22 protein-coding genes are annotated in these 24,887 nt (G+C 56.4%); 12 read left to right on the top strand and 10 right to left on the bottom strand.

Going from position 1 to position 24,887, the window contains the following annotated elements; all coding sequences use genetic code 11:
• Positions 1–112 precede the first annotated feature (112 nt).
• From PBDP_RS19285 to PBDP_RS30395, 11 genes are all read left to right on the top strand, one after another.
• Positions 113–2,563, top strand: a complete 2,451-nt coding sequence (locus PBDP_RS19285; RefSeq protein ID WP_212801173.1) for a glycosyltransferase — start codon at positions 113–115, stop codon at positions 2,561–2,563.
• A gap of 48 nt (positions 2,564–2,611) precedes the next feature.
• Positions 2,612–5,020 (top strand): phospholipid carrier-dependent glycosyltransferase, encoded by a 2,409-nt coding sequence (locus tag PBDP_RS19290; protein ID WP_249411808.1) that lies wholly within the window; start codon positions 2,612–2,614, stop codon positions 5,018–5,020.
• 12 nt (positions 5,021–5,032) lie between these two features.
• A complete protein-coding gene (locus PBDP_RS19295) occupies positions 5,033–6,055 on the top strand; it encodes a glycosyltransferase family 2 protein (protein ID WP_116832909.1) in 1,023 nt (340 codons plus the stop codon).
• Positions 6,056–6,147: 92 nt separating this feature from the next.
• The gene (locus PBDP_RS19300; protein WP_249411809.1) at positions 6,148–6,834 is read left to right on the top strand and encodes a class I SAM-dependent methyltransferase; all 687 of its coding nucleotides are present in this window, start codon (positions 6,148–6,150) and stop codon (positions 6,832–6,834) included.
• Complete coding sequence (locus tag PBDP_RS19305; RefSeq protein ID WP_109754721.1) at positions 6,831–7,238, top strand: GtrA family protein; 408 nt, start codon at positions 6,831–6,833, stop codon at positions 7,236–7,238. Before PBDP_RS19300 ends, PBDP_RS19305 begins: the two co-directional genes overlap by 4 nt.
• A 2-nt stretch (positions 7,239–7,240) precedes the next feature.
• On the top strand, positions 7,241–8,524 hold the full coding sequence (locus PBDP_RS19310; protein ID WP_212801176.1) for an NAD-dependent epimerase/dehydratase family protein: 1,284 nt from the start codon (positions 7,241–7,243) through the stop codon (positions 8,522–8,524).
• Positions 8,514–10,100, top strand: coding sequence for an FAD-dependent oxidoreductase (locus tag PBDP_RS19315; RefSeq protein WP_212801177.1), 1,587 nt, complete (start codon positions 8,514–8,516; stop codon positions 10,098–10,100). The genes PBDP_RS19310 and PBDP_RS19315 overlap by 11 nt, the downstream gene beginning before the upstream one ends.
• Positions 10,097–11,206 carry a non-hydrolyzing UDP-N-acetylglucosamine 2-epimerase gene (wecB, locus tag PBDP_RS19320; RefSeq protein WP_212801178.1) on the top strand — a complete coding sequence of 370 codons (1,110 nt, stop codon included), beginning with the start codon at positions 10,097–10,099 and terminating at the stop codon, positions 11,204–11,206. The genes PBDP_RS19315 and wecB overlap by 4 nt, the downstream gene beginning before the upstream one ends.
• Positions 11,197–12,303 (top strand): glycosyltransferase family protein, encoded by a 1,107-nt coding sequence (locus PBDP_RS19325; RefSeq protein ID WP_212801179.1) that lies wholly within the window; start codon positions 11,197–11,199, stop codon positions 12,301–12,303. The genes wecB and PBDP_RS19325 overlap by 10 nt, the downstream gene beginning before the upstream one ends.
• Positions 12,304–12,363: 60 nt before the next feature.
• Positions 12,364–12,627 carry a hypothetical protein gene (locus PBDP_RS19330; RefSeq protein ID WP_134925000.1) on the top strand — a complete coding sequence of 88 codons (264 nt, stop codon included), beginning with the start codon at positions 12,364–12,366 and terminating at the stop codon, positions 12,625–12,627.
• Positions 12,628–12,708: 81 nt separating this feature from the next.
• Positions 12,709–12,795: a small membrane protein YohP gene (locus PBDP_RS30395; RefSeq protein ID WP_442087941.1), complete on the top strand. Its 87-nt coding sequence runs from the start codon at positions 12,709–12,711 to the stop codon at positions 12,793–12,795.
• 106 nt (positions 12,796–12,901) lie between these two features.
• Here the strand turns inward: PBDP_RS30395 and PBDP_RS19335 are convergent, their stop codons facing one another.
• Together PBDP_RS19335 and PBDP_RS19340 are read right to left on the bottom strand one after the other, a co-directional pair.
• Positions 12,902–13,219: a type II toxin-antitoxin system RelE/ParE family toxin gene (locus tag PBDP_RS19335; protein WP_212801180.1), complete on the bottom strand. Its 318-nt coding sequence runs from the start codon at positions 13,217–13,219 to the stop codon at positions 12,902–12,904.
• A gap of 2 nt (positions 13,220–13,221) precedes the next feature.
• Positions 13,222–13,452 (bottom strand): type II toxin-antitoxin system ParD family antitoxin, encoded by a 231-nt coding sequence (locus PBDP_RS19340; RefSeq protein WP_212801181.1) that lies wholly within the window; start codon positions 13,450–13,452, stop codon positions 13,222–13,224.
• Positions 13,453–13,577: 125 nt separating this feature from the next.
• Here PBDP_RS19340 and PBDP_RS19345 point away from each other — a divergent pair, with 125 nt between their 5' ends.
• On the top strand, positions 13,578–15,596 hold the full coding sequence (locus PBDP_RS19345; RefSeq protein WP_212801182.1) for a DKNYY domain-containing protein: 2,019 nt from the start codon (positions 13,578–13,580) through the stop codon (positions 15,594–15,596).
• Between the two features lie 32 nt (positions 15,597–15,628).
• Here PBDP_RS19345 and PBDP_RS19350 read toward each other — a convergent pair whose 3' ends face one another.
• From PBDP_RS19350 to PBDP_RS19380, 8 genes are all read right to left on the bottom strand, one after another.
• Positions 15,629–15,868, bottom strand: coding sequence for a YceK/YidQ family lipoprotein (locus PBDP_RS19350; protein ID WP_109754712.1), 240 nt, complete (start codon positions 15,866–15,868; stop codon positions 15,629–15,631).
• 569 nt (positions 15,869–16,437) lie between these two features.
• A complete protein-coding gene (locus PBDP_RS19355) occupies positions 16,438–18,018 on the bottom strand; it encodes an ATP-binding protein (RefSeq protein WP_249411810.1) in 1,581 nt (526 codons plus the stop codon).
• Positions 18,015–18,386 carry a hypothetical protein gene (locus PBDP_RS29985; protein ID WP_249411811.1) on the bottom strand — a complete coding sequence of 124 codons (372 nt, stop codon included), beginning with the start codon at positions 18,384–18,386 and terminating at the stop codon, positions 18,015–18,017. Before PBDP_RS29985 ends, PBDP_RS19355 begins: the two co-directional genes overlap by 4 nt.
• Before the next feature lie 506 nt (positions 18,387–18,892).
• Positions 18,893–19,942 (bottom strand): AAA family ATPase, encoded by a 1,050-nt coding sequence (locus PBDP_RS19360; protein ID WP_212801183.1) that lies wholly within the window; start codon positions 19,940–19,942, stop codon positions 18,893–18,895.
• Positions 19,942–21,474 (bottom strand): coiled-coil domain-containing protein, encoded by a 1,533-nt coding sequence (locus PBDP_RS19365; protein ID WP_212801184.1) that lies wholly within the window; start codon positions 21,472–21,474, stop codon positions 19,942–19,944. Before PBDP_RS19365 ends, PBDP_RS19360 begins: the two co-directional genes overlap by 1 nt.
• Positions 21,475–22,287: a hypothetical protein gene (locus PBDP_RS19370; RefSeq protein WP_212801185.1), complete on the bottom strand. Its 813-nt coding sequence runs from the start codon at positions 22,285–22,287 to the stop codon at positions 21,475–21,477.
• Positions 22,288–22,296: 9 nt separating this feature from the next.
• Positions 22,297–23,736 (bottom strand): hypothetical protein, encoded by a 1,440-nt coding sequence (locus PBDP_RS19375; protein WP_212801186.1) that lies wholly within the window; start codon positions 23,734–23,736, stop codon positions 22,297–22,299.
• A gap of 761 nt (positions 23,737–24,497) precedes the next feature.
• Complete coding sequence (locus PBDP_RS19380) at positions 24,498–24,887, bottom strand: hypothetical protein (RefSeq protein ID WP_212801187.1); 390 nt, start codon at positions 24,885–24,887, stop codon at positions 24,498–24,500.

The following is a 24,887-nucleotide window of genomic DNA, read 5'->3' on the forward strand; positions in this document are numbered from 1 at the left end:
CGCTATGCTGATTCATTGCACGGCTGGAGGCCTGGCTGGTGATTGAAGCCAGTCATCGATCCTGAAAGACCGAGTGTGCGTTGCCGTATTGACCAAAGGACCAGAAAACCGCATGGACCAGATCAACCGTCTTGTTGATTGCATTGACCAACTGAATCGCTCAACACAATCCAGATCCATTGAGGCCTTACAGCTGGTCAAGGAAATCGAGAATCGAGATCGGCTTATCAAACAATTGAACCTGGGTTCACAAGCGCTTCGCACTCGCCTGTCACTTCAAGAAGGCAAGGCCGGGCGGCTGCGCGAGCAACTGCGGTTGGCCGAACAGCGCCTGAAAGACGCCGAGACATTGCTCCAGACAAAAGAAAGCGAGGCGGTCGCGCTTTCCGATTGGGCGGTGGATTTGCGCGCCCAACTGGCGGCGAAGCAGGCTGAGCTGTTCAAGCTTTCGGACTGGGGCAACGCCATTGAACGCGCACCGCTGCGTTATTCGATACGCAAGCAGCTGTATAAGTTGTCGCGCCGGGTCTACGCCTGGCTGCCCCTCTCCGCACACCGTAAAAGCAAACTGGCGAGTCGGCTTCGAAGCTGGTTGAAATCCGGCAAGGCAACGCCAGGCGAATCAGCGGCACCCGCTGGCCTCATCCCGCTGCAACCTCTGCCACCGCCCGTAAACCTTGCCGTGCCGTCTAGTCACGGGCGGCCCATGATCCTGATGTTCGGCGTGATTGACTGGCACTTCCGCATCCAGCGCCCACAGAACCTGGCCAAGGAGTTGGCCCGGGCCGGACAAACGACCTTTTATGTCTCGAACCACTTTATCGACGATGATGCCCCCGGTTTCGAAGCAGAGCTTTTGGAAGGCTCCAAACGGCTGTTTCAGATCCGTTTCAAGGTACGTGGCGCACCGGCCATTTATCATGCCCCGCCGTCAGCGGCCGCGATCCGCCAGTTATGCCAAGGGCTGGCCATGCTCCTGCAATCGGCGAACGTCGGTGCCGTGGATTGCATCGTCCAGCACGCCTATTGGTTCCCGTTGGCGAGGCGTGTCCCCAACGCCACGCTAGTCTATGACTGCATGGACCATCACGAAGGCTTCGGCAACGTTGCCCAGGAAATGCTCGACCTTGAGATCGCCCTGATGCGCAGGGCGGATCTGTTGGTGGCCACCTCCGACTGGATCGAACGGCACGGCAAGCGGGAAAACCGCAACGTAGAGGTGATCCGCAACGCCTGCGAGTTCAGTTTCTTTAGCCAACGTCCCGACAAGGTCTACCGGGATCCTTCCAACAGAAAGATCATCGGCTACTACGGCGTCATTGCCGAATGGTTCGATCTGGACCTGGTCAAGCGTGTCGCCCAGTCCTTCCCGCAGCACCTGATCCTGTTGATCGGCAGCGATACCGTCCAGGCAAAAAAATACTTCAAGGCCTGCCCGAATGTGGTCCTGGAAGGCGAAGTCCCCTATGCCTCCCTGCCCTACTACCTCCACGCCATGGACGTTTGCCTCCTTCCGTTCAAGGTCATGCCGCTGACCCTCGCCACCAATCCGGTCAAAGTCTATGAATACCTGAGCGCGGGAAAACCGGTGGTGTCGGTGAAACTGCCGGAATTGAGCCAGTTCGGCGAACTGGTCTGGGCGATTGAACAGCCGACTGAGTTCATCTCGACCCTGCGCGATGTATTGGAGGCACTCCCAGAGACCAGCGCCACGCTAAAGGCGCGGCAATCGTTCGCCCGGAGCCAGACCTGGCGGCATCGGGCCGCCAGCCTGCGCGAGGCCATCGCGACGTTACCCCTGCCTAAAGTCAGCGTCGTGGTGTTGACCTATAACAACCTCGAACTGACCAAGGCCTGCCTCGATAGCCTGTTGACCCAAAGCCAATACCCGAACCTTGAAATCATCGTCGTCGATAACCATTCCAGCGACCAGACCCCGGCCTACCTCACCGCCTGGGCCAAGGGACATCCAGACCGGATCGTCATCCTCAACCCGGACAACAAGGGCTTCGCCGCCGGCAACAACCTGGGCCTCGCAGCGGCCAGTGGCGACTATCTGGTTATCCTGAACAACGACACGGTCGTCACCGCCGGCTGGATCAAAGGCCTGATCCGCCACCTGCAGGACAACACGGAAATCGGCATCATCGGTCCGATCACCAACAACATCGGCAATGAGGCCAAAGTCAGCACCCGCTATGACCGGCTAGAAGACATGCCCGCCGAAGCCGCACAAATGACCCGCGCCCGCATGGGCGAGTGGTTCGAAATCAACACCCTGGCGTTTTTCTGCGTGATGTTGCCGCGCTCGACCTACGAGCAAGTCGGTGGCCTGTGCGAAGAGTACGGCCTGGGGTTCTTCGAGGACGACGATTACTGCCGCCGCGTGCAGCGTCGTGGCATGCGCGCAGCCTGCGCCGAAGATGTTTTCGTCCACCACCATCTGTCCGCCTCGTTCAATACTTTGGGTGCCAGGAAAAAACAGGCACTTTTCGAAAAGAACCGGGCGATCTACGAGAGCAAATGGGGTTCCTGGGTCCCGCACACGTACCGAGACGTATAAGCACCCCCTTTGCATGGCACTGAGGTGCTGAACAGCCGAGACGATATTTTGCCCAGATACAGCCTGAAATACGCAGTGGTGTTGGTGGTTTTACTGGCGAGTGCGGTGGTCGGCGTGTACGGTTTTTCGACGCTCGAACTGGCGTCCATGAACAGCGCCACCCGGACGATACTGCTGTCAGTGGCAGGCATGGCCGCCCTCACCGTCTTCACTGGTAAACCACCGATCATCCTTTGCCTGGGTTTACTGGCATGCCTGTCCGTTGCCTGCGCCCAGATCTGGCCGGTCATTGTCGTCGCGCTGTTCGCGCTGTCTTGCATCGTGCTCGGCAGGTGGATGCTCAGGCAAGAAGCCTCGATCGACTGGAGCGTCCACCTGCTGGTGGGAGCGGGCACGTTCGGCACGCTGACAGGCCTGGCGGCCTACTTGCCGATCAACTACCCCTGGCTGTATGGCGCGCTGCTGTTAACGCCGCTCATATTGGGCCACCGGCATGTCACGTCGATAGGGGGTGAACTGCTGAGGCAGATCCAGGCCAGTCGTTCAGTGCAAACACCCCTCCAGACGGGTCTCGACGTACTGATCTGCAGCTTCGCCTGCCTTTACGTGCTGGTCGCCTTCATGCCGGAGGTCGGGCATGACGCGTTGGCCATGCACCTTTTCGTCCCGTCACACCTGGCTCAGCGGCATCAATGGTCGTTCGACGCAGGCACTTATGTATGGGCGGTCATGCCCATGCTGGCCGACTGGATCTATAGCATTGTCTATATGCTGGCCGGCGAAACGGCCTCGCGCCTGAGCAACAGCGCATTCACTTTGCTGCTGGCTTGGCAAATCCGCAACATGACCCTCTGGGCCGGCGGCTCTGCCACCAGCGCCCGCTGGGCAAGCCTGATCTTTCTGTCGACACCCCTCGCCTTCGCTGAGAGCAGCAGCCTGCATATAGAGTCGGCCTGGACCGCCTTCATGATGGCCGGGACGCTCGCGATCCTGAAAGTCTCAAGCTTCACGCCCGATCCCAGGGAGCGCTTGTCGCAACTGCTCCTGGCCGGCCTCCTGCTGGGTTTCGCCCTGGCGACCAAAGCCGTGACCCTGAGCGTCCTGCCGGTCCTGCTGGTGATCCTCTTGCTGCACTGCAAGGCCTGGGCCGTCCAAGGGATCGTCAAGACGCTCCTGCTGGGCAGTGTCGGCCTGATACTGGCGGGCGCGCCCCCTTACCTCTCAGCCGGGTACTTGACCGGCAACCCCGTGTTCCCGTTTTTCAATGCCATTTTCCATTCGCCGCTCTGGCCGAACATCAACTTCGAACCACCGGCCACTTTCGGTACCGGGGTGACCTGGGACACCCTCTATCGGATGGTCTTCAAGTCGCCTCAGTTCATCGAGGGGCGAGTTGGCGCGGCCGGCTTTCAATGGCTGCTGCTACCCACCGCTGCCGTCGCCGTGCTGTTGAGCGGCAACAAAAAAGCCTTGTGCATTCTCCTGGTCGGCGCCGGCGCGATGTTCATGACGTTCCAGTCAACCGCCTACCTGCGTTATGTATTCCCCTCCTTCGCGCTGTTCTCAGTCATCCTGGCCCTGCCCTTTTCCGACGCGAAGATTTTCCCGCGCAGCCTCGCCATCCTGGCCGGTGCCATGTTGATCCTGACCAATACCCGCTTCATCCAGGCCGCGACTTATTATGGCGAAATCAACCCCTCCGCACTGTTGAGCAAGACCGGTCGGGATGCCTATCTATTGGAACGGCTGCCCATCCGAAACATGGTCGACACTGTCAACGCCTTGAATACCGGGCATCAGCCCGTGGCGGTCTTTGCGTCACCCTTGATGGCGGGTTTGCATGGCGATGCCCTTTACGCGTCGTGGTACAACCTGAAGTGGAAAAACGAATTCGATGCGGCGGCCTCGCCATCGGAGCTTGCCCAGCGCTTGCGCCAGCGCCAGGTGAACTGGCTGGTGATCGACCTCAAGTCTCTTCCCCAGGCGCGCCTGGACCTGCTGCTCAATGTGTCCACGTCGTATGCCAGGCTGGGTGACGTGGAACTGCGCAAGCTCAATGACACACACTACGAACACCTGCTCAATCCAGAGCTGTCCAGCCTCGAGGGCTGGAGCCTGACATCACCCTCGACCTATGACCCGTCGCGCAAGATCCTGACCGTCAACGTCCAGACACCGGCGATACAGCGTGTCGAAGTGACGCCAGGGCTGACGTACATCAACAGCGTGTCCGCCCGCTGCGCAACGACAGCCACTGCCGGAAGAATCCAGGCCAATTGGATGGATGAGCAAGGCAACTTCATTACCACCAGCATCGAGACGTTTGACTGCACCACGCAATGGGAGACCCATGAAATGAACGTGGTTGCCCCTGCGAACGCGACGTCCGTGATCATTTATGCGTCCGGCCATACCGACACTCCCCTGGAGTTCAAGTCCCTTTCATTCAGGCAATAGTGGGCGATATCGATGAACTCAAAAACAGCGCTTTTCACGGACGAACAACGCGTCGCCGTCGTCATCCCCAGCTATCGGGTCACCGCTCATATAGTGGACGTCATAGAGGCCATAGGGCCGGAGGTCTGGCGCATCTATGTCATTGACGACGCCTGTCCGGACGGCTCGGGCGGGCATGTCCTGGCGTCCTGTAACGACCCCCGGGTCAAAGTATTGCCCCATGACGTCAACAAAGGCGTCGGCGGCGCGGTCATGACCGGCTATCGAGCAGCCCTCGCCGAGGGGGCGAGCATCATCGTCAAAGTCGACGGGGACGGTCAGATGGACCCAACCCTGATCCCGCTGTTCATCGAACCGATCCTGGCGGGAGAAGCCGACTACACCAAGGGCAATCGGTTTTTCGATCTGGAGGAAGTCCAATCGATGCCGCGTATTCGCCTGTTCGGCAACGCTGTGCTGTCGCTGATGGCCAAATTGTCGACGGGTTACTGGGACCTGTTCGACCCCACCAACGGCTACACGGCGATTCACCGTGACGTCGCCCGGCTGCTGCCCCTGGACAAAGTCAGCCAACGCTACTTTTTCGAGACCGACATTCTGTTTCGCCTGAACACCGTGCGTGCCGTGGTGGTGGATATTCCGATGGAAGCCCGATACGGCGACGAAGTCAGTCATCTCAAGATCTCGAAAATCGTGGGTGAATTCCTGTTCAAACACTTGCGAAACTTCACCAAGCGCGTGCTCTACAACTATTATCTGCGCGACATGTCCCTGGCTTCGATCGAACTGCCGATCGGGATTCTCATGTTCTTGTTCGGCATCCTCTTCGGCAGTTACCACTGGTTCGAATCGGCGCAAAATGGCATCGCGACACCAGCCGGAACCGTGATGCTCAGCGCGCTGCCCATGCTCATGGGCTTGCAGTTGATCATGGCGTTCCTCGGTTATGACATCGCCTCCGTACCCAGCCGACCACGGCAATCCAGGCGTGGTAAAGCAACGTCATTGCGGGAAGAAAACTCATTAAAGCGCTGAGAGATTTTTTATCGGACCCCTCGCTCAAGACGTTGGACGTCGATGGCAGCGAACGCCTCGAGCTTCACGGCAAAGTGCTTGAGCGCAAGCGAATGCTTCGAGAAGTCTTCGTGGAGTTCCACCACACGTTTCATCGCCTGGCAGACCGCTACTTCAAGGTCGAGGGTCTTGAGGTGGAGTTGGGGGCGGGCATCGCGCCCATGCGTAATTCGTACCCTGAAGTACTGGCTACGGACATTGTCGCTACCGAGCGACTGGACATGGCGCTCAATGCCGAGGCAATGAGCCTGGACGATCACTCGGTCCGGGCCTTTTATGGCCAGAACTGTTTTCACCACTTTCCTCATCCCGATCGGTTCTTCACAGAGCTGGAAAGAACACTCAAGACCGGCGGCGGCGCCATTCTGATCGAGCCCTTCCACGGCCCTTTTGCCGCCTTTCTCTATAAGCGCCTGTTCAAGTCCGAAGGCTTCGACATGCACTTCCCGTCTTGGGAAACCCCGTCGACCGGGCCCATGAACGGTGCCAACCAGGCCCTCAGCTACATCATCTTCGTTCGCGACAGGCAGGCGTTCGAGCGCAAGCACCCAGGCTTGGAAATCGTTCACCAGGAGATCTGCAGCAATTATCTGCGCTACCTGATTTCCGGCGGCTTGAACTTTCGCCAGTTGTTGCCTGACGCGCTGATTCCTGTGCTCAAGGTCGTTGAAAAGCTGCTGTATCCGTTGAAACGAGTCTTGGCGCTGCATCACATCGTGGTCATCAGGAGGAAGCCTTGACCTTTATCAGGTACGGCGCCATCCAGCTCATGGCCTATGGGTTGGACATGGGGACTTTTTTGCTGTTGATGGCGCTGTTCAAGGATCAACCCGTCCTGGCCAACATCGCCGGCAAAGGCGTCGCGGGTGTGTTCGCGTTCTTCTTGCATCGGCACTTCACATTTCAATCGAGCCACGCCAGCAGCAAGGCTCAAGCGGTGCGCTACTTCTCATTGCTTGCAATCAATATTCCTCTCGCTTCGGCGCTGTTCAGCGTGGGGCTGTATTTCGTCAACAGCCCTGCCGCGGTGAAGTTTGTCTGCGATGTGGCCTGCGTGGTGCTGACTTACTGGATCAGCAAACTGTTCGTGTTTCATGCCGATACGCGCCCGCCTGTTTCCGCTGACCGCACCGAAGGCGCATGACGATGAAGCTACTGATTACCGGGGCGACAGGCTATATCGGACAACGTTTGTCAGCCCTCGCGGCGGCAAGCGGACACGAGGTCATTTGCGCCACGCGCCAACCGTGCCCGGCCCCCTATACCTGGCTTCCTTACGACCTGCGAGGCCCGGCCCCCGAGTGCCCGGCCGGCACTCAGGCGCTGATCCATCTGGCTGCCGATACCTCGACAGGTGTTCACTCCGACGCAGACGGCGAAGTCCAGGCGGCCCAGGCGCTGATCCGTTGCGCCAAACAAGGCTCGGCCAGGTTTGTCTTCATCTCCAGCCAAACCGCCGAAGCCACGGCCCCTGGCGTTTACGGCCGGACAAAATGGCGTATCGAGCAAGAAGTACTGGCCGCCGGGGGCATCGTGATCCGTCCCGGCCAAGTGTATGGCGGCCCCGAACGCGGGCTCTTTGGTGTGCTATCAGGGCTGGTTCGCCGAAGCCCGTTTGTGCCGATCCTCATGCCGGCGCCTTGCGTACAACCCATTCATGTCGACGACCTCGCGGCTTCGATACTAGCGGTCCTGGCGCGCGACGACATCCGCGCCGAGATCCTCAACCTGGGCGCCGTGCAGCCGATTGCCTTTGATCGCTTCCTGATGTCGATTGCGACGCACCGGGTGCGTGCCGCTCGCCTGCCAGTCCCTCTGCCGGTGGCCTTGCTCAGGCTACTGCGCCTGTCACTCGGGCAATCCTTGGGCGCGAAACTGGGGCTGGAACGGATTTTTTCCCTCATCCACCTGCCGCCCATGGACAGCGAGCGTTCCCTGCGAAAACTCGGCATCCAATTGCGCCCCCTTGCCCAGGGCATGCATCGCTCCGGCCATGGGCAACGCCGAAAACTTCTGCAAGAAGCCGCGGTCCTCTTGAACTACCTGCTCAAACACCCGCCGCAAAGAAGCCTGGTCAGTCGCTACACCCGGGCATTGGAGCGTGCGGGTAAAACCCATCCCATCCTCCATTCACGCTTGATGATGCGCTGGCCGATACTCCTGACACTCCTGGACGATGCGGGTGTCCTGCTCCAGCCCGAGGGCCGGGAACTGTCCTGGCGCCTTCATGTTGCACTCGGTATCGCCGAAGCCAGCACCCAGGGCGCGCAGGTATTTCTCGGTGCCCAGCAACCGCGCAGCCTTGTCGCCACGCTGGTTGCGCTGGGACTCACCTCGGTCAAGGCGCTGGCGGGGAAGACAGCGGCGCTGTTAGGCCGCCCCTTTGCCCGCCGGCTGTTGCTTGGAAGTGAAGCCCACCGTGAAACCTGAATTTGATGTGATCATTGTCGGCAGTGGCCCGGCCGGGACTTCGGCGGCCTATCCGCTGGTCAAGGCGGGCCTGAAAGTCCTCATGGTCGATGCCCAGGCCAATACAGGCTCGGCGACGCCGCCGACGCGTCCATTTCTCAGCGCCAGGGCAAACGACGAGCACCAGTGGAAATGGATGATCGGTGAAAACTTCCACGCCCTGAACCAACTGGACGCGGTATCGCCCAAGTTGAAGACGCCGACCCATGCCCATGTCTTCGAGGGGTTCAGCGCCCGCAATCGCATCGAGACCGACAACTTTATCGGCATAGGCTCTCTGGCAACCGGCGGCCTCTCCAATGCCTGGGGTTGCGGCGTGGCGACGCTGGGCGCCAGTGACTTTGCCGGGCTGCCCATCGATTATTCCGAAATGCTGGCGTCCTACGAAACGGTCGCTCGCCGGATCGGTATCAGTGGCGGGATCGACGACGACCTTTCCAGCTACTTCGGCCTCGACGAATGGTCGCAACCGCCCTTGCCACTGGACACGCTGCATCAGCGCCTGCTCGATCAGTACACCCGGCGCCGCCCGGGGTTTCCCGACCTGGGGTTTCGCCTTGGCCGCTCCAGGGTCGCCGTCTTGAGCCAGCCCCTGGACGAGCGCAAGGCCTGCGATCTGTCCGGGAACTGCTTGTGGGGCTGTCAGAACCAGGCGTTGTATAGCGCGTCGCAAGAGCTGCAGAAACTCAAGCAATACCCAGGGTTCCAGCACGTCCAGGACTTTTTGGTGGACGATCTGCAGCAACAGGACGGTGCCTGGGCGATTACCGATCATCGCTGCGCCCGACGCTTGCGTGCCACGCGCCTGCTGCTGGCGGCGGGCACCCTGGCCTCCACCAGGCTCGCCCTCAACTGCCTGAACCACCGGGCCCCGGTGCCACTGCTGTCATCGCCGACGGCAGCCTTCCTGTTATGGCTGCCGAAAATGCTCGGGACTCCAAGGGTGCCGACATTTGGCCTTGGCCAGCTATCGTTCGCCCTGGCGTTGTCGTCCAACGCAACGGCTTTCGGTTCGACGTTCAGCACCACAGGCTTGCCGATGACCGAGTTCGTCAGCCGGATCCCCATGGGCAAACGCTACAGCATCGAACTGCTGAAAAACCTGCTCAGCGCTTGTCTCGTGGGAAATATCTTCCTTCCCGGGCACCTGTCCAACAACACAGCGGTCTTGCGCCCCGACGGATCGTTGCGCATCAGCGGCCACGTGCATCCCGAGCTTCCCGAGCTCATGAAGGCTGCCGAGGCAAAGCTGCGCCGGATCTATTGGAAAATGGGCGCACTGCTGATGCCCATGAGCTTCACCGTCGGCAGGCCGGGGGCGGATATCCATTACGCGGCCACCCTGCCCATGCACTCGACGCCCAGGATCGGCCAGACCGACCGCCTTGGCGAAGTCGCCGGCCTTTGCGGCGTGCATATTGTCGACGGTGCCTGCCTGCCCAGCCTTACCGAAAAATCCCATACGCTGACCCTCATGGCCAACGCGGACCGGATAGCACGCTCACTCGTCACAATGATAGGAAATCACAAGGCATGACCCGCAAGGTACTCTGCATCGTCGGTACGCGTCCGGAGGCCATCAAGATGGCGCCCGTGATCAAGGCACTCCAGGCCGAGGAACATATCGTTTGTCGGGTGCTCGCCACCGCCCAGCACCGAGGCCTGCTGGACCAGGTGCTTGAGGGTTTCGCAATCACCGCCGACCTGGACCTGGACATCATGCGCCCCCACCAGTCCTTGACGGCGCTGACCTCACGCTTGCTGGTTGAACTCGAGGGTGTGCTGCAAGCCGAGCAACCGGATGTCGTACTGGCTCAAGGCGACACGACCACGGTCATGAGTGCTGCTCTGGCGTGTTTCTACCTGCAGATTCCCTTTGGCCATGTCGAAGCGGGCCTGCGTACCGGGGACCTCTGCAATCCGTTCCCCGAAGAAGCCAACCGGGTGATCGCCGGCAAACTGACCCGCTGGCATTTCGCGCCCACCCAGCACGCCGTGGACAACCTGCTGCGCGAAGGTGTCGCCGCCAGCGATATCACCCTGACCGGCAATACCGTGATCGATGCCTTGCTGATGACTGCCGCACAAGATTCTGCCTTGGGCATCCAGCTGGACCCTGGCAAACGCCTGGTGCTGGTGACCTCCCATCGCCGGGAAAACTTCGGCGAACCGTTCCAGCATATCTGCCAGGCACTCAAGCGCCTGGCCGAGTGCAACCCGGACATCCAGATCCTCTATCCTGTCCATCCCAATCCGAACGTCAAGGATGTCGCGTACCAGTTGCTCGGCCTGACCCCGAACATCATCCTTTGCGCGCCGCTGGATTACGCACCGTTCATTACGGCAATGAAGCGCTCGTACCTGATCATCAGTGACTCCGGGGGCATACAGGAAGAAGCCCCGGCCCTGGGCAAACCGGTGCTGGTACTGCGGGAGGAAACCGAACGCCCGGAGGCGGTCGACCTCGGCGTGGTCAAGCTGGTCGGCGCCAACCCAGACACCATTGTCGAACAGGCACAGCGTCTGCTCGATGACCCGCAGGCTTATCAGGGCATGGCACGTGGGGTTTCCCCCTATGGCGACGGCAAGGCGGCAGCGCGCATCGTCGACGTTTTACGGCAGTACTTCCAGCCATGCGCATGATCTACCTGTCCCCGGTGCCATGGGCCAGCTTCAGCCAGCGTCCTCATCACTTCGTCAGCTGGTATCACAACCAGACCGGGGCGCCGGTACTCTGGATCGATCCGTACCCGACGCGCTTACCGACGCTGAACGATTTCAGGCGCAATCCGCCTGTGGCCGACCCGCAAAGCGTCAGCGTTCCCCCCTGGTTGCAGGTCTGTAAACCCAGGAGCCTACCCATCGAGCCCATTCCAGGCTCGGCAATGCTCCTCAAGCGGCTGTGGCACAACCTGTTCAAAGAAGCCGTGGCATTTTCCGCCGACGGCCCGTGCATGATGTGCATCGGCAAACCTTCCGAACTGGCCTTGCAGTTGCTGGCGCTGGTCCCGGCAAGCCATGCCGTCTACGATGCCATGGACGATTTCCCGGCGTTTTATCAGGGCCTGTCACGCGCCTCCATGGAACGTCGACAGGCGCAGCTCATTCGCCGGGTCTCCTCAGTACTGGCGTCCTCCAGCGCCCTTCGCGACAGACTGCTGGGCATGACCGACCAGGTAGAACTGGCCCTCAATGCCTGTGACATGCACGGACTGGCGCCGATCGAGAACCTGGACCTGGGTGCCAAACAACAGGTGCTGGGTTATGTCGGCACGCTGGGACGTTGGTTCGATTGGGACCTGGTCGTCGCACTGGCGCAGGCCAATCCCGGAAACCGGATCCGGCTGATCGGCCCCCTCTTCACACCGCCGCCTTGCGTATTGCCTGCCAACATCGAGCTGCTCCCCGAGTGTCCCCACGCCAGTGCAGTCGAGGCCATGGCAACGTTTTCGGTGGGTTTGATCCCGTTCAAGCTCAACCGCCTGACCGCCTCGGTGGACCCGATCAAGTACTACGAGTACCGCGCCTTAGGCCTTCCCCTGATTTCCACCCGCTTCGGTGAAATGGCCCTGCGCGACCAGGAACCGGGCGTCTGGATCGTGGATGAAGGCGCCGATTTGCGCAAAACCGCCGTTCAAGCGCTCGCCAGTCGAAGTGATTGCGCGACTGTGCATCGATTTCGGGAGACGCACCTTTGGGCGCAGCGTTTTTCTGCGTTAAATCTCAAAAACATCAAGTAACGGCCGATACCCAGGATAAGACCCCGCGACTGGGGCGCAGGACAGAACGGTAGGTCAGTCATGACAGAGATTTATTTGCTGATAGCGCACGGCACGGACCAGGGCGAAGCTTACGTTCTGGGTTGGTTCGATGACCGGAGCAAAGCCAGGGAAGTGGCCGAGCAAAAAGAATGGGAGGCGTACCGCGCCAGCCTGAAGGCGAAGCACCCATGGTCGGGCCACAAACCGCTGGCACCGGACCAGACGGACTATCGCCGCTACTGGATCAAGACCATTTCAAAATTCGAGCATGTGCCGGTGCCAAGGTCCTTTGCGGTTCATTGATCACCACGAATGAATATTCGACGAAACGAGCGTTATCGGTAGCGGTCTAGACGATTAAGCCCATCCGATGAGAGCGTTCTTATGTTGAAATTCCTTGGCGGTACCGTAGGTATCATTTTCCTGATTGGCCTGATCGTGGTGATCGCGCTGTTCAAGTTCATTTTCTGAGCGCGGCAGCGGCGATCGTTGGCTTGGTGATCCATATTTTCAGGCGTGAAAAAGCCCAATCTTTGCAGATTGGGCTACGTCGTTGTAGCCAACTGGTTTGCTTGATTCATGATGACATCCATTCAGGGATGTCCCGCATGGCGTGTAAAACGCGCCATACGTCAATGTGTTCATTGCACCCTACGTAGAACACCAAATAGGGATAACGTTTCAGCGGCCAGCAGAGTAATCCGGGGAGATCCAGCTCATGGGCGTACCTGGACATACCCGATGCCGGATGGCGGCTGATATGCGTATAGGCGTTTTCCAAGGCGTCGATGAAATTGAGTGCCGCCTGCTCGGCCTGCTCACCTAGGTAATAGTTGATGGCGTCCTCTACATCCTGGCTGGCAAGAGCTCGCGGAATGACGGGTTTCGCCTTCATCCTCACCCCTTGCGCACCTTGGCCTTTAGGGATTCGAAGTAGTCGCCATTCACAGGAACAGTGGGAGCAGACTCCGCCCCGGCCAGTACCAGGCTACGCAGCTGCTGCCGATCCTGATCCTTGCGAATCAGCTCCCGCACATATTCGCTACTGGTGCTGTAGCCTCTCTGGCTAACCTGATCATCTATGAAAGATTTGAGAGCGTCCGGCAGGGAGATGTTCATGGTACTCATGACTTTGCCTGTTTTTTGACAAAATTTGCCAAAGTATACACCCTTGGGCCAGCCTCGCCAGGGGTCGAAGTCGTGGTAAAACGTGTAGTCCTTGGCCAACCATCAAACGTTCAGGTCGCAATGACATGACAGACATAGACACGGCTATTGCTGACTGGGAACCACTGCAGCTTGAATGGCATCAAGGCTTCGCGTTCATGGAAGGTATTCTGCTGGGCGACGGGCAAGTGCCTGATGTGTACATCATGCTCAACCCCGAAGGCGTACGACCCGGCGAGTTAGCTCAAGCTGCCAGCGCTGGGCATTATCCTCCCTCGCCCTTGCTGGCCGGCCAGCCGGTGTGGCGGCATCGACGCAATCCGTGGATCTTGCGCGATGCGCTGCGCGACTACTACCTGCTTCCGGCCTACCGGGAGCGCCACGGCTACTACGCGCTTCAGGCCCTGCCGTTTCGATTCGACAAAGGCCTGGAAAGCCTCGGCCACCAGTATTGGCGCGACGCAATCGGCGCCTATTGGTTCGGCGAGTACGCGATCACCCAAATTTCCGAAGCACGACCTGACAGCCTGGCCCTGTTGGCAGCGTCGCCAACCTCGGTGACTTCAGCCTCCGCCCTGTTCTGTGATGGGGTGAATATCTTTTTGCAGGGGCAATTGCTCGCCAGCGCCACGGCGCGGGTGCGCTATTGCAACCACCCGGCCTATCGAGTGATCGACGATCAGGTCTATAAGGGCTTCAGGCCCCTGCACCAGAAGGACGGCACGCCGCTGCCGGTCGCAAACCCGGACGACTTCCAGATGCTCGCCCAACGCTGGGGAACCGATGGGCAGTCGATCATCGTGCAAGCGCAGCAAGGCTCGAGCATTTCCTACGAGTACTTCTACTGCATCGACAATGCCGACCTGGCAACCTTCACCGTGCTGAACGAACGCTACGCCAAGGACAAGCAACGGGCCTATTACCTGACTGGCAAGACCATCCGCTACGTGGGCGATTTCCAGCTACTCAAGTGCTGGCAGCCAGCGTTCGACGCGTGCGGTCGCGTGGTCAGTGGCAGCGAGTATGAGGATGATTATTTTGCCGTGGACGACACGTCCGTCTATGTCGCTGGAACCCGTTTGCGTGACGCCCATGGCCCGAGTTTTCGTCACTTGGGTTTTGACTATTACCGTGATCACCGGCACGTCTACAGGCGCCAGAAACGCCTCGATGTCGAGGTGGAAAGCTTCGTCGTGATCCAACTCTGTCGCAATGACAAGGATTACGCGCCCGTGCTGGCAGGCGACAAGCACGGCCCACTGGGCTCTGGCGGTATCATCGATGCGGCCATGCAAGAGGCGTGGGCTCCTTACTTCGAAGCCCATCCGCAGTTGGAAGGTTATTGGTGGCACCGTTTTCAGGCACAGCCTGAAGTCACGCAAACGCACTCGGAAACGCAGCCGCTACAGGCCATCGGTCTCGGTTTCGAACTAGGCGACCAAGTGTATTTCCATGGACGCGTGGTCCATGGACTGGACGCAGCAAGTTTCAAATTGCTCGACACGCACCTGTGCGGCGATGCCCAAGGCTTGTATCTGATCCCGTTTCATAACGCGCAAACACAAGTGCCCGAACGGTTTTCCCTGGAACCCGCAGAGCACTTCCGCTCACTCGGTTCTCCCTACCTGACGGACGGTAAAACGGTGTTCTGTCACCGGGTTTTCTATCATCCCCCCGAACCGATTCGTAAGGCACACGCGGCTACTTTTGAGTCCTGTGGGCATGGTTGGGCCAAGGACCGGGACGCGGTGTTTTACTACGGCGCAGCGAAAAAACGGCTACACCCTTCCGATACTCGCATTCTCGGCACCTATGCCGTCAGCCCCACCTTGATCCTCTCGGAAGGCAAGCCGCTGGACGTGGCATTCGATCCTGATGAAGTCCGCGTGCCGCATCCCGATTTCCTGCAACTGGGCACGCGCAAGTTGTTCTGCCACCGACGGCCATTGAGCGCCAAGCGGATCGATCTGAGCACGTTGGAATTCCTGACGGACCGCTATGCCCGAGACAAGCATCGAATCTACCACTTCGACGGTTATGCGAGCCTGACCGAAGTCGATGAAGCGCATTATCGGGAATCGCTTGAAACCGCGTCACAGCCATAATCCCCCGCCGTGTCCTGTATGAATCGCTGTCCTTAGAAGTTGCAGCTGTATTGATACTCGAAGGGGAAGAACACTGTATCGACCACCAATGAGAACGGTGCGTCGATAAGCAAAAAAGGGATCAGCTTTCCTTTGGACGTGCCCACCAGCCACCAGTCAAAGCGCAGGCCGATGTAGGGGCATCGGTGCTTGTCGTAATCCATCCGCATGGCGGTGGCCATGCAGCCGCTTAAGCTGGTGATCAAAATCAGCAGAATCAGTTTTTGTAGCACGTAATGTCCTTATTACTTCTTTGCGAAGAGCGGCCCGGAGCATGACGGGCAGCGGATCAGCAATCTGGCAATGTCACCGCAGATCAACTGGAATGCCAGTGAGCCCTTTCAGCGGACAAACAGTCCTTTCCCGCAAGCGCTGGTTTGGCTTGCGAATGATGGCGTTCAAAGACAGGGTAGTTTTGCGCAGGCACAAAAAAGCCGATCTATCTGATCGGCTTAACTGCCTGATTTTACTCAGTGAATATGGTCGGGTGATTCGAACACTCGACCCCTAGCACCCCATCTCCCTTTTTCATACTTCTTGAAAGATTCCAAAGTTTTACTCTGGATTTTTCCAAGCCAGTATTTACTTGAGCTCCAGCGGTGTTCTGCTCTACGAGAGTCCAGTAACATCCATCGAGAGCCGACGGTTTTGTTGGGGGAAAAGTAGGGGGTAACTCATTTCCGACCAAAATCGCCATTAAAGAAGTCGAGTCACTGACGCTCAACGATGCCGGCCGCTCCCTCCGGGAGGATGGCAATCTGGCCGTCGAATCTCAGTCCGTAAGGACGATGTGTCACTCAGACTAATTCGTTGGCAGCCCAAGCTTCTCGAAAAACGCCTTATTGCGCTCCGTCGCAGACTTAATGACACCGTCAAACGACATGACCTCAACATAAGCGTTGAAACTACTCTTGTACCCAAAATACCCCAATCCGTCCGCGGCACGAGTCAAGTCATGCATCTTGCATCGCCTCTCCATCGAAGGCGTGAGATCGCAGATCACGTAGCAGAAGCCGGGGATCTCATTTCCTTTGGGAATAGGTCGCCCTGCGGCGGTTTGAGCGTTACCATCACGAATACGCTGCAGATAGCCAAGCGCCTGCTCAATCGGGTCTTTCTCCTCTCCCTCGCCAGCGTCATTTCGCATCGGACGTTTGATCTCTACAATCGTCAGAGCCGCCGGTGGCATCCTCTTGTTATCGGAAACCAATAATGGCTCATCAAAAACATTCAAAACACAAATATCAGGTTCTTTTGTGTCCGTTGAATGAGTAATCGGAAAGGACCGAAGTGACTTATCCGAGGCTAGAAAGTCGTGGAACGCCAAACGCTCATCGACTAACCAGAGATTGCAGCTATCCAGAAAAACATCATCCGACGTTTTGCGCATTGGCATGATGAGCTCATGGATCAACTCCTCCTTGGCGTACTTGCCGTCTTCCCCACGCTCAAGCGCTTTCGCCAAAATGTCCAAAGTCACCTTGCGATGGAATACATAATTGGCTAAGTCCGACTTCTTGATGTCATCCGCTTTCTCAAGATAGCTTACGAGCCTTTCCTGGTACTGAGCAGTGGTTTCACCACTCCCGAAACTCATCACATCATGCCCCTCTGACAGTAAAGCATTCTCAATCTCGGAGAGCTGTTTGTGGAGCAGAAGGTCCAAATCTTTATCTGAAATGTCCGGGTCGACGCTGAGCTTCTCTTCATCAATTCGACGGAGAATTGGTCGATACCGTGGCGCACGTACAGACACAAACTTTTCGACTCGCTCGCGCCCAGTTTTACGGATCTCTTGCAGATAGCCTTCGAGGTAGCCGCTAGACGAGGCAATGACTGCCCTGCGGATGTCGCTCAAGCTGACTTCCGTTTCCGAAAAGAGATCGTCGCTCAACTCTTCGATATCAAAACCGATACGTTCGGGACGTACATTTTGATCAAGAAAGGGAGACGTTACATAACAGGCGTAGACAAAATCACCGTCGTCATCACGAATTTTCCCGTGCAAGCCAGGAACCTTACCGGAGAGCGTTTCCTCTTCAACCACGCGACTGGCAGCACACCAGGCAATGAACGGCTGTTTCGCCGAACTGGCCTTGAGCTTCAGATGGGTAAGCTCAAATGTCTGCCCCTTGATTTCAATCTGTTCCTTTTTCGATGAGGTGAACAGGTATTGATCGAGCACCTCATCAAGGTCAATTTCTTCCTCACCATCCTTGATGTGGATTTTCGGCGCACCAGAATCACGAACGAAGTACCAAAGGCAATGTTCGAAAAGACTTGTGGCTATCTTCCTAGCTGTCTTGGCGGAATTTTCTCTATACGGTTTATTGAAACCTGAGAGATGGACGCAGGTCTGCAATGCAAAATCGGCTGGCTTCATGGTCGAAGGGAGGCTAGATACCCCTTGCGCCGCCGTGAACGCGAATGAACGGTGCTTGATAGCACCTCACTGCTGATGTTGACCGCCTCGAACGCTTTCAACCAGAGCAGACGCCCTACACCCCGACAGCCTTGCTGAGCTTTGTATTCACTATCGAGTGTCTCAAACGAGGCCATGTTCTTGTCGTGAAAGCCCGCTCCGTTATCGGTGATCTTGAACCCCATGATAGGTTCTTGGGAAGGCGCACCCCGTTTCGCCTTACTTACGTCCAAGGCCAAAGTGGATTGAGGCACACGCACAATCTCGATCGTGATCCGTCCATACTCGGGATCGCTGCTGGTTTCGGCAATCGAGTGAATGGAATTCACGACAGCCTCGAACAACGGCATCAATCCATGACTGCGGGGTAGCGGCGTGTTACGTAGCCGCCCCGGCAAATATGTGTTTAGGCTCACCTGATCCCTTCCTCCCGATCCTTTGTCATTATCATGGCCCTGTTCATTCTGGTCATGTACGCCCTCGAGGAAATTAACGCATTCGCTCTGCGGTATGCCATTGCCGCTAAAGAAGAAAGCCCCTCAATTCGAACACCTTGATCCTATCGCATCATCGGGATATCTGCCTGGCTGAGAACTAGGTGTTGGCGCTGGTGCGATATTGACCCAGGCTACCGGAATTCATTGCCTCACCGACTGCTCAAAAATAATGAAACTCGCGGGTGATCTCGGAGATAGCATGTGGTCAGTCAAAATCAGCAGCCTTATTCAAAATCGCACCAGCGCCAACGAAGTACTCTTTCAGTCCCCTTCCCGTCATTTCATCGCTTGAATAACGAGCTGCACAACACGCAAGCGGCCCGCAAGAGCCAGACCGTTTACCATCGCCTCACTTCAATTTTGTAGAAATTGCTTTCTACTTGAATCCGGCGCTTGTCAGAAGTCGGAGCGTCCTGAATCTGACTCGCAAGACGGACGTAGTACTTACACCCGTTCGCGTTGCCAAACGCATTAATCGCTTGGGTGGCGCGCAAAAAATCCTCATAGCCTCTATCTTTATTAGCCATGAGCGCATCGAAACCTGGCAGCGCTTGTGCATCCGCAAGTCGTGAAACTGGCCAGGCTGGCTCGAACGTCAGATTATTTTCCTTGAGGTAGACCGTGAGGAACATCTCAGGCTTGCCGGTATCGGGGTTAGCCCAGCACGGAGGGAGATCTCCTCCCTTACCCCGGTTAATTTTGTTCTGTAGAAATTGCACCTGCCCTTTCAGATCACTGTTCGTCTTCTGCAGTACAGTCGGATTCAGCCCCGCTTTCTCCGCTTCCGCGTATGCCTGCGAATCCTGAAGCAGTTTATGAACCTGATCAGTCTTCGGATCGCCCTCGGTTTTCAGAGTATCCTTAATCATCTGCTCCGTAGCCTTCATGTCGGCGATACGCTTCACGATTTCGGTAGGCTTAACGTCTGCGTTTGGATCTGCGACCAGCTGCTTCAACTGGTCATAGGTCATGAGCGTTTCAAGTATCAAGCGTTTGGCTTCTTTGCCTTTGTCTTTACTCGCTGACTGCTCCAACGCTTTGTCGATCGCAGCAAGCGCCGACAACTCTTCGTTTTTCTGAGTGAGCAGTACCTTCAGGCGCTCTGACTCGTCCCGTGCTTTGGAAGCATCTGTCAGTTTTCGGATAAGCTCATCAGGGTTTTTCAAACCCATTTTTGAGAGCTTAGTCTTGAGCGCTGCGGTCGCTTCATTGATCGCCCTCTCACGCTCATCCAGGCTTTGGTAGTCAGCGACTTTTTGCTCCAACGATTTATTGGCATTGGTGAGCTTCCACACTTGCCAACCGCTCAGAAGTAGCAAAATGAAAGCCAGCACCATCCAAATTTCAGTAATCGACAGGTTGAAGACCTGGTCGTTCTTCTGACTCATCAGGCAGGTCTCACATCTGAGGACATCCGATCAGATGGGAGCAAGGCCACAGAACTGGCCTCGGATGCGATGAGAGGTTCATTAACCGCGGGCTGGCGAATCTCGATTTGATTCACGTGATCGATCTTGCGAACGAGCTCATCAAGGTGCGCATGGGCGGTGTCTATCGCACTATTCCCCTGAATGACCTGACTGGCCAAATCTTTGTGCGTTTCGTTGCTTTCGTTGATGGCCTGAATGAGAGGCATCAGGGTCGACTTGATCGACTCAGAAAGGGCTTCGTTGGCCCGGAAACTCGCCTCGCCTGCAGCTCTGAACGCTTCGCCCATTTCCTGGCTTAGGACTGCGACAGAATCGTCCCGCTCAAGTCTTGTGTGAAGCCCGTCAAGCTTCTCGACGACCTGTGCAATGACTGCGCGGTTTTCTTTAAGCTCTTGCTCGAAGTCATTTTGATAGTCGTCTAGGGTGTCCAAAAACTCTTTCTGAACCCGCTCGATTCCGCCCACCAGGCTAGCGCCCTGGCTGTTCATAGCGTCCATGAGACGCTGCTGACTTTCAACAATAGAACCCACAGCCGTGAGTGTTTCTTCAAGAGTCTGGGTTTTGGTGTTCAAACCACGAATCGCAGTGCCCACAGCCTTAGCCGCAGATTTAATGTCTTCTGCCAGGGTCGTGATACCCGTGTTGACCCCATCTGTTGTCTCAGCCAAAACGGCAATGGAAGGATTGAGCTTGTTGGCGAACAGATTCTCTGGGAACAGCGTCTGATCCAGGCGTGCCTCTGCTTTCTTCCCGAAATCCAATGCATGCGCTTCCATACGCTCGAGGGTTTTTTCGCTCTTCTCGGAAAGACCATTGATGGTCGACAGCAAGTCGTCGCTGGCGGCCCTGGCGTCCTTGAGCATGGCATCGAATGCTTCATTACTTCGCTGAGTGGCATTGGCGAAGTACGCATCCATGGCACCCATGCTGTGCTTGGAAAGAGCCTCAATCTGATCCTTGGCACCGGTGACGGTTTCTTTGGTCGTGGCAACCACTTCATCTCGGAACACCGTCAGCTTCTGGAAGGTGTCATCAAACATCAGGGTGAGATTTTCAGCCGCTGTGATCGCGCGCTCTTCGACGCTTGAGATGGCGTCCTCCTGGTCGTGCTTAAAACCGACGTGAAGGGTGCGGGCGACCATGCCAATCGCAGTGCTCACCATCGCAGCAGCGAAGCGCATCGCCATGTTGCTGAGATCTTCACCGATACTCTGGATGTCGAACAGACAGATGATGATACTGCCCACGGTGAACAGAAAGCCGAGGTAATAAACAGAGTCAGCAAACTTGGCCAAGGTAAGCTTCACGTCATACAGTTTTCGCACGCGATAACCCACCAGCCAATAAGCCAGCATGATGGTCAACGGAACCCAGAAGCCAAACCACTTAGGGTCGTTAATGTAGAGGCTGATCCCGGCGCAAAAAATCTTCAGAATGAGCGCGAAAACAAACCAGTATTGTACTCGGTGCAGTGGCTTTACAGCGCTCATTTACAGCCCCTCCATGGGGTTTACTCGGTCCAGTGACGCACCATTGGCAGAAAAGTACTGCGCCCAAAATTCCGCGCGCTTGTTGTAGGGGGTAACCGAAGACTCCGCGGCCAACATATTGATGGTGACAGAGACATCCATCAGCGCAGGCGCTACCGCCTCTTGGCCATAGGCGCTTTTTGCAAAATCTTTGTAGGAGAGCTGAGCATTTTTGTACATGCTGAACCGAGGCATGTTCGCGGCCATGTCCGAATAGATGATCAGATGCTTCTCACCCTGGGCATTCAGATGGTTGAATCCGTGGAGGCTGGCTAGCTGAAGCATCTCGAAAATGGGAGAGATTTTCGCTCGCACATCCAAAGGAATCTTGCGTACGACCGCATCGAGAGGCTTGGCAAATTTCTCGTTGAAATCCTTGTCCACGAATTTCTGGGTATTCGTGAACTTGTTTTTGTCCCCCCACTGCCCTGGGTTACACATCACGAATACAGGATCGCTGTTGTGCTGGTAATCCTCCCCCAACAGGAACACCGTCACCAGGGCACCTTCCGGAACCTCTTTCAGAATCATGTTTTGAAGCCGCTTGGCCAAAGCCGCTTTCTGCGTAAAGGGAAAGGGAGACGTATTGTCGATCAACACGACGTATTCACCCTTCGCACCACTGCTTGGGCAAAGCGTTACCTTGTCAATTTTATCTTGGTTGAAAGACCAGTAGATTCCGTAGACAACACCAACCACCAGGGCAAGCGTCAGCAAAATCCAGAGAATGGCTACCATAGCCGATTTTTGTTTTCGTTTTTTGTACAGCGACATAGGACGCCCTTAAATCTGGCTTTCAATGGGTTTGAGCTGGTCAAATTTCTGCGTGAACGACGACTGAACCTTTGCCCGAGTTGGCTGCTCAATGGCGAGCATTTCGCTCAACATCTGCTCCTGAACCCTCAAGCGGTCCTCGTCACGCTCTGTGCTAAAATCTGGAAAACCCTGTTCTTCCAGCACGACGTCATCGTTGAAATAGTCAGGACGAGGTTTATCAGCCGGTCGAACCATTTGGTTCTCATACCGATATGCCTGCGTCAGGGCCAATATGGTGTTGTCAGCCAATACGAGGTGCTCCGTCACCTTTTTCTCGGCGACAGACTTCTCATTCATGTTGGATTTGAAGCGTTTGATGGCCTGCTTGGCTTTTTTAACGTTCTCGTCGATTTGCGCGAGCGTCGTCTGTTTTTCCAGTTCTAGCTCCTCACGCAGGCGGTCGATAACCTCGACCATGCTCTGATAAGAATCAACGTACGCCCCATAGACCTTCGAATACCCCGGGTAGCGATCTTGCCAGGCGTATCCATGGTGCAATGCGAGCAAGCCAAAAATGACAGTCACAACAAACAGACCAATGCTTTCAAAGTCGCTGAAAGGCGACACTAACGAACTGGCGCTTTCCCAAACCAGTTGCAGCTGATTGGCAGTTTCGTCATCAATCTGAGGCATCACATGGCGGCAGTAAGCCACGAAGCAACCAACCAAAAGTGTCCAAGTAACACCGAGTAATCCGCAAACCCATCCGAGGGTTTTGCGACCGCTGTTCACATGGTTTTTGTTAGTAAAGAGACGACCAACGAAAAAACATCCAACGATGTTAGCGACCGCTAACAGCCCTGCCAGCATCAGACCGGCTAGCAGTCCGCCCTGCATTCCTCCTGCGAAGAAGGTCGAGTTCGCGAATGCTTCCAGCGCGCAACACAACACGAGCACGCCAACCTTTGTCGCATGATCGGTCCAGTCTGCCAGCTTCGCAGGTGTGTCAGGCAGCTTGTTCTCAGACCTGAAGCGATCGAGGATTTCCTTTTGGGCCCGAGTCGTGCGCGCTTCATCCTGAAGTTCAGCGTCTGCCTGGGAGAGAATAGAGTCGGCTTTTCGTACGAACTCCTCACCGAGTTGCACGGTATGGTTCGTCTCTTGAGTCAGGTCGATGCTGTCCAGACGGGCTTGGATTTGCTTGAGCCAACGCTCGCCGCTTTTGAAAGTGGCTGCGCGAAGCTTCCCCACGGTACCCATAATCTGGAGTTCAGTTTCCGTCAGACGAGTATCTCTAGCATCAGGGATACCCGACGCACCATGAGCACGAGCGTTTTCCAGGACTCTGAGGTCAGCTTTGATCTTTTCAGGGTCAATTTTAGGAAAGCTTCCTTCTTCGTCGGTCTCGACCCTTTCCCCAAACAAAAATGCCTTAAGCGCCGCCAACAGCTTCCTTAGAAACGACATCACTAACATCCATAAGTCTTTGTTTTAAATGGCTCACTAACTCGAAACGCAACAGCTTCCTGCTTCACGGAGCCAAAAACTGGAGTGATGGAATTATCTGTATAGCCGACTTGGTTGACGGGCGACACGCGACTATGGGCGAATGGCCATCAAATGTAACGGGATGATGACGCTCGTCAGGATTCTTAGCAAGATGTGCATTGCGTAGTTCGACAGTAGGAGTGGTGAACTGCAATTCAGAGACTGGATGCTGGAGATGGAGCTCCTTCACCTGTTGGTGCTGACACGTTTTCCACCCTGGCTACCGAAATTCATTGACCACCCCTCCACCCAAAAAGTGATGACATTGCGGGCGATTTTGGAGACAGCATGCGGACCACTCAAAATAAGGAGCCCGGGTCAAAATCGCAGCAGCGTCAGCAAGCAGTCATTGACCAACGTAAAATACGCGCTATATTGTGCCCACAACAAAAACAAACCACTACATGATGTGTTTTTTTGTAGAAGTCGACTTAACGATTATATGTAAAAAACCCGCACTCGTAGGAGATTTACGATGACCGATCGACGCCCTATCAACAAAGATGTAAACGTTCCGAAGCCCGGCGGCGGCCAACAGCCTCGCTCTCGAAATCAAGACGGTCAAATTCGAGACAAACGGAGTGATGCCGGTAAACCTCGGAGCAAATAGACCCATGCTGAACTGCGTCGCCCGGTATCCATGAAGTTATCTGGCGATGCAATACCATGAAACTGCGTCGTCAATGTGACTTGGATTGAACCTTTCCATTCACCAAAGTCACCACCATATATACGTACACCTCCGTCCCCCATGTATAGATCTGCACGTTGCCGCCGCTGGTGGCCTCCTTACCGGGAATCTTGACGATATCCAGCACCTGTTCATATGTCATGCCGGGCTTAATTGCAGCGTATTGTTGATCACTGATATTAGGACGCTGGGCTCTTATCGTTTCAAGATCGGGAAAACCGGATTGATAGCTGACGTTGTTACCGTTGCCAGAAATGACCGGACTGTTATTACCACTAGAGTTGTGCGATACCGCCTGCGTCGGCAGGACGAGCGCCGCCACTGATGCCAAGGCTCCCAATATCCCTGCGTACAAACCAATTTGCTTCATGTTTGCCAT

It is taken from the genome of Pseudomonas sp. St290, assembly GCF_018325805.1.
GTDB lineage: Bacteria > Pseudomonadota > Gammaproteobacteria > Pseudomonadales > Pseudomonadaceae > Aquipseudomonas > Aquipseudomonas bijieensis.

Coding starts and splice junctions, on each gene's coding strand:
- PBDP_RS19300 (WP_249411809.1), top strand. CDS start 6,148: ATGCTTCGAGAAGTCTTCGTGGAGTTCCACCACACGTTTCATCGCCTG.
- PBDP_RS19325 (WP_212801179.1), top strand. CDS start 11,197: ATGCGCATGATCTACCTGTCCCCGGTGCCATGGGCCAGCTTCAGCCAG.
- PBDP_RS19365 (WP_212801184.1), bottom strand. CDS start 21,474: ATGAGCGCTGTAAAGCCACTGCACCGAGTACAATACTGGTTTGTTTTC.
- PBDP_RS30395 (WP_442087941.1), top strand. CDS start 12,709: ATGTTGAAATTCCTTGGCGGTACCGTAGGTATCATTTTCCTGATTGGC.
- PBDP_RS19330 (WP_134925000.1), top strand. CDS start 12,364: ATGACAGAGATTTATTTGCTGATAGCGCACGGCACGGACCAGGGCGAA.
- PBDP_RS19285 (WP_212801173.1), top strand. CDS start 113: ATGGACCAGATCAACCGTCTTGTTGATTGCATTGACCAACTGAATCGC.
- PBDP_RS19375 (WP_212801186.1), bottom strand. CDS start 23,736: ATGTCGTTTCTAAGGAAGCTGTTGGCGGCGCTTAAGGCATTTTTGTTT.
- wecB (WP_212801178.1), top strand. CDS start 10,097: ATGACCCGCAAGGTACTCTGCATCGTCGGTACGCGTCCGGAGGCCATC.
- PBDP_RS19335 (WP_212801180.1), bottom strand. CDS start 13,219: ATGAAGGCGAAACCCGTCATTCCGCGAGCTCTTGCCAGCCAGGATGTA.
- PBDP_RS19340 (WP_212801181.1), bottom strand. CDS start 13,452: ATGAGTACCATGAACATCTCCCTGCCGGACGCTCTCAAATCTTTCATA.
- PBDP_RS19355 (WP_249411810.1), bottom strand. CDS start 18,018: ATGAAGCCAGCCGATTTTGCATTGCAGACCTGCGTCCATCTCTCAGGT.
- PBDP_RS19380 (WP_212801187.1), bottom strand. CDS start 24,887: ATGGCAAACATGAAGCAAATTGGTTTGTACGCAGGGATATTGGGAGCC.
- PBDP_RS19360 (WP_212801183.1), bottom strand. CDS start 19,942: ATGAGTCAGAAGAACGACCAGGTCTTCAACCTGTCGATTACTGAAATT.
- PBDP_RS19310 (WP_212801176.1), top strand. CDS start 7,241: ATGAAGCTACTGATTACCGGGGCGACAGGCTATATCGGACAACGTTTG.
- PBDP_RS19345 (WP_212801182.1), top strand. CDS start 13,578: ATGACAGACATAGACACGGCTATTGCTGACTGGGAACCACTGCAGCTT.
- PBDP_RS19370 (WP_212801185.1), bottom strand. CDS start 22,287: ATGTCGCTGTACAAAAAACGAAAACAAAAATCGGCTATGGTAGCCATT.
- PBDP_RS19295 (WP_116832909.1), top strand. CDS start 5,033: ATGAACTCAAAAACAGCGCTTTTCACGGACGAACAACGCGTCGCCGTC.